4 protein-coding genes are annotated in these 4,187 nt (G+C 73.7%); 2 read left to right on the forward strand and 2 right to left on the reverse strand.

Annotation, left to right across the window (positions count from 1 at the left end):
• Both ABZ914_RS40080 and ABZ914_RS40085 read right to left on the reverse strand, forming a co-directional pair.
• The coding region (locus ABZ914_RS40080; RefSeq protein ID WP_500199783.1) for a PH domain-containing protein at positions 1-1,548 on the reverse strand (1,548 nt) is incomplete at its 3' end.
• Positions 1,545-2,105, reverse strand: a complete 561-nt coding sequence (locus tag ABZ914_RS40085) for a PH domain-containing protein (RefSeq protein WP_500199784.1) — start codon at positions 2,103-2,105, stop codon at positions 1,545-1,547. The genes ABZ914_RS40080 and ABZ914_RS40085, both read right to left, overlap by 4 nt.
• A 199-nt stretch (positions 2,106-2,304) precedes the next feature.
• On the opposite strand from ABZ914_RS40085, the gene ABZ914_RS40090 reads away from it, so the two are divergent.
• Positions 2,305-3,297: an ATP-binding cassette domain-containing protein gene (locus ABZ914_RS40090; protein ID WP_500199786.1), complete on the forward strand. Its 993-nt coding sequence runs from the start codon at positions 2,305-2,307 to the stop codon at positions 3,295-3,297.
• Positions 3,294-4,103: an ABC transporter permease gene (locus tag ABZ914_RS40095; protein WP_190859958.1), complete on the forward strand. Its 810-nt coding sequence runs from the start codon at positions 3,294-3,296 to the stop codon at positions 4,101-4,103. Before ABZ914_RS40090 ends, ABZ914_RS40095 begins: the two co-directional genes overlap by 4 nt.
• Positions 4,104-4,187 lie beyond the last annotated feature (84 nt).

The following is a 4,187-nucleotide window of genomic DNA, read 5'->3' on the forward strand; positions in this document are numbered from 1 at the left end:
GGCCCCGCCCGGGGCCGCGTCCCCGAGCTCGGCGTCCCGGGGCGCGGCGTCCCGTTTCGCGGCCGGTTCCGGCGCGGGGCGCTCGATGAACGGCGCGAGCCATTCGGGCGTGATGGCGGCGGCGAAGGCGACGGCGTCCGACTCGGACATGTCCGTCGCCGAGTAGCCGCCGTCGCCGGCGCCGGTCGCGACGAACAGGGTGGCGAGACCGAGCCGGCGCTGGAACAGCGTCCGGCGGACGCGCCAGCCGATCACCGCGCCGTGGTCGACGACGACCTGCCGGCGGCGCAGGGAACCCGAGCGGACGGTGAGGCGGGTGCCGTCGGAGGCGTGCCCCAGCTGGCGGTAGCGGTCCAGGCCCAGCGGAACGGCGAGGACGGCGAGGGCCGCGCAGGCGTAGGCGACCCACGGCTGGCCGGCCAGCACCGCGATGGCCGCGACGCCCGCGAGGGGCGCGACCGCCCGCGCGACCCGCCGGCCGCGCGCCGCGCGAGGATGCGCGATCAGCGGGCCCGGGACGGGTCCGAGGACGCGGGCCGCGAGGTCCTCGGCGGCCGGGCGCGGCGCCGTGGGCAGCAGCCGCCCCCGGTGCGCGGCGTCCCCGAGTCCGGTGATGAGCGCGCCGAGCCGGACGACCCCGGCGCGCCGTTCGAGCGGGTTGTCGGTCAGCTCGACGCCCCGCAGCCGGCGCCGTTCGAGGGACACGGCCCGCCGGGTGAGCACGCCGCGCTCCACCTGGATCGAGCCGTCCCGCTCGTGCACGGTGAAGTCCCAGTTGAACAGCGCGAACACGATCACCGACATGACCGGCATGGCGAGGATCATCAGCACGAGGAGCGCGACGGCGAGGGCGGGGGCCACCCCGGCGACGTCGTGCCCGACGGTCTCGACGCGCTGCCGGGTGATGAGCCCGAGATCGTCCCCGAGGTTGTAGAGGGTGCCGAGCACGCTGCCCGCCAGCGCGAACGGGGTGAGCAGGTAGGCGCCGCTGAGCGGGGCGTACAGGTACCAGCGCGGCGTCACCCGGGCGAGGAGGCGGCGCGGCGGGCGCCGGTCGGCGGTCGGGCGGGCCAGCAGCACCCGCCGCAGCCGCTCCGCCTCCTGGCGGGACACGGAGTTGAGGGTGCCCTCACCGCCCTCCGCGCCCGCGTCGATATGCACGACGGCGAGGCCGAGCAGCCGCTGCGGAAGGGACGCGGTGACGTCGACGCCGCGGATCCGGTCGCGGGGGATGCTCTTGACCGACCGTCCGAGGAGGACGCGGCGCAGCTCGATGCGGTCGGCGTACAGGACGTAGGTGAAGGTCACCCAGCCCGCGACGTGGAACGCCAGCCCGAACCCGAGCCCGGCGAGGGTGAAGTAGAACGCGGTGGACATGCCGCCGACGAGCAGTCCGGTGGCGCCCGCGGCGAGCAGCGCGATCAGCTCGCGGACGGCCCCCACCACGAACGTCAGCGGGTGCAGCCGGCGGCGGCGCGGCGCGGCCGCGACGGCGGCGGGCGGGGGACCCGCCGCGGCGGGCTCTCCGGCCTCGGGTCGGACGCTCACGTCGCGTCGTCGCGGAGGTCGTGCGCGCGGTGCGCGAGCTGCTCGGCGAGGCGGGTCGCGACGTCCGCGGGCAGGCCCGCCACCTCCGACGAGCCGGTGTGCGAGGCGGTGTTGACCTTGATGGTGGCGAGGCCGAGCAGCCGCTCGATCCAGCCCTGCTCGGTGTCGACGGTCTGGATCCGGCTGACCGGCACCAGCAGCCACTCGCGGCTGAACCAGCCGGTACGGGTGTAGACGACGTCGGCGCTGACCTCCCAGCGGTGCACCCGGTACCGCCACACGGGCGCCGCGGTGACCATGAGGAACCCGGCCGTCCCGACGATGTAGGGCAGCCACCCGACGCGCCCGGACAGCCAGCCGGGCATCCCGCTCCACCCTGCGTCGCCGAGCCAGGCCGCGACGCCGAGCGCCAGCCCGAACGCGAGCCCCCAGAGCAGGAGGTACTCGATCGCCCAGTGCGCGATGGCGCGCGGCGACACCCGGTGTGCGGGCGGCCGCAGCCGCGGCGGGTGCGGGTCCCCGCCGTCCTTGTGGTGACTGCGCCGCACCGACGTCACACCGCGAGTCTAGAACGTCCCGGGAAAACGGCGCGCTACCAGCGTTTTGTCAGTGGCGGCTGCGAGGGTGGAGAACGTGCCCGAGACGCCGCCGCAGGCGGCGGAAATGTGGATGCGCAGGGACCCGGGGCACGCATAGGTTGGCGGGTCCTCACCCGTCGGGCGGGATGTCCGGCAGACCGAGTCCCCAGGAGACCACATGTCCTACGCGATCCAGGCCGACGGCCTGGTGAAGCGGTTCGGTGAGACCAGGGCGCTGGCCGGCGTCTCGCTCACCGCGGAGCCCGGCACCGTACTGGGCGTCCTCGGCCCGAACGGCGCCGGGAAGACGACGGCGACGCGGATCCTCGCCACGCTGATCGAGCCGACCGAGGGCAGCGCCCGCGTCGGCGGGTACGACGTGGTGAAGGACGCGCACAAGGTCCGGCAGCTGATCGGTCTGACCGGGCAGTACGCCGGCGTCGACGAGATGCTCACCGGCACCGAGAACCTCATCCTCATCGGACGGCTGCTCGGCATCTCCCGGCGGGCGTCCCGGGCGCGCGCGGCGGAGCTGCTGGAGCGCTTCCAGCTCACCGAGGCGGCCGAACGCGCCGCCAAGACCTACTCCGGCGGGATGCGCCGCCGCCTCGACCTCGCGGCGAGCCTCGTCGGGCGGCCGCAGTTCCTGTTCCTGGACGAGCCCACCACGGGCCTCGACCCGCGCAGCCGCGGCGGCCTCTGGGACATCGTCCGCGGCCTGACCGACGACGGCGTCACCGTGCTGCTGACCACCCAGTACCTGGAGGAGGCCGACCAGCTCGCCGACGACATCGTGGTGATCGACCGCGGCCAGGTCATCGCGCAGGGCACGTCCGACCGGCTGAAGGAGCAGGTCGGCGGGCAGGTGCTGGAGCTGCGCCCGATCCGGGAGGCCGACGGCGAGGCCGCCGCGCGGATCGTCGCCGACCTCACCGGCGCCGAGCCGGAGACCCGGGACGGGCTGGTGTCCGCGCCGATCACCGACCCGGCGCTGATGCCCGCCGTCGTCCGGCGGCTCGACGACGCCGGCGTCGCGGTCGGCGAGCTGTCGCTGCGCAAGTCCAGCCTTGACGAGGTGTTCTTCGCCCTCACCGGCCACCACACCGACGACATCGACGCGGAGGCCGGCGCGCTCGAGCAGGCCGCCGACCGGGAAGGGGCCACGGCATGACCGCCACGGCGTTCGCACCGCAGGACCTGGCCAAGCGCGTGTCGCCGGGCATCGCCGCCCGCAACACGCTGACGCTGGCCTGGCGCAACCTCGTCCAGATCAAGCACAACCCGATGGAACTGCTGGACCTGTCCATCCAGCCCATCATGTTCGTGCTGCTGTTCGCGTACGTGTTCGGCCCGGCGATGGCCGGCAGCGTGCAGGCCTACCTGCCGATCGTCATCCCGGGGATCATCGCGCAGAACGCGCTGTTCGCCGGGATGAGCACCGGCTTCGGGCTGAACACCGACATCACCAAGGGCGTCTTCGACCGGTTCCGCAGCCTGCCGATCTCCCGGTCTGCGCCGCTCGCCGGGCGGATCATCGCCGACACCGTCAAGCAGGCGTGGTCGATGCTGATCCTGCTGGGCGTCGGGTTCGCCATCGGGTTCCGGGTCCACACCGGCGTCCTCTCGGTGCTCCTCGCGTTCCTGCTGCTGCTCACGTTCGCGCTGCTGTTCTCGTGGACGTCGGTGTACATCGCCATGAAGGTCAACGAACCGGAGAAGGTGCAGATCTTCGGCTTCGTGGTGATCTTCCCGCTGAGCTTCCTGAGCACCGCGTTCATCCCGACGACCAAGGGCATCCCCGGCTGGCTCGCGTTCTGCATGGACAACAGCCCGGTGACCCAGCTGGTCACGTCCATGCGGGGCCTGCTGGTCGGCGGCCCCGTCCTGGAGCACGCGTGGATCGCGCTGGCCTGGGGCGTCGGCATCTCCCTGGTCTTCGCCCCGCTGTCGCTGCGGGCTTTCAAGAAGCGGGCGTGATCTCCCAGGGGGGCGACCCCCTGGAACCCCCGTCACGGTTGAGGGGCTGTTTCCCGCTCCGCTAGCGCTCCGCGCGAAACAGCC

It is taken from the genome of Spirillospora sp. NPDC046719 (genome assembly GCF_040645715.1).
Taxonomy (GTDB): domain Bacteria; phylum Actinomycetota; class Actinomycetes; order Streptosporangiales; family Streptosporangiaceae; genus Spirillospora.

What these genes read in the sequence shown, in the direction of transcription:
- ABZ914_RS40090 (WP_500199786.1), top strand. Translation starts at nt 2,305, where the DNA reads ATGTCCTACGCGATCCAGGCCGACGGCCTGGTGAAGCGGTTCGGTGAG.
- ABZ914_RS40095 (WP_190859958.1), top strand. Translation starts at nt 3,294, where the DNA reads ATGACCGCCACGGCGTTCGCACCGCAGGACCTGGCCAAGCGCGTGTCG.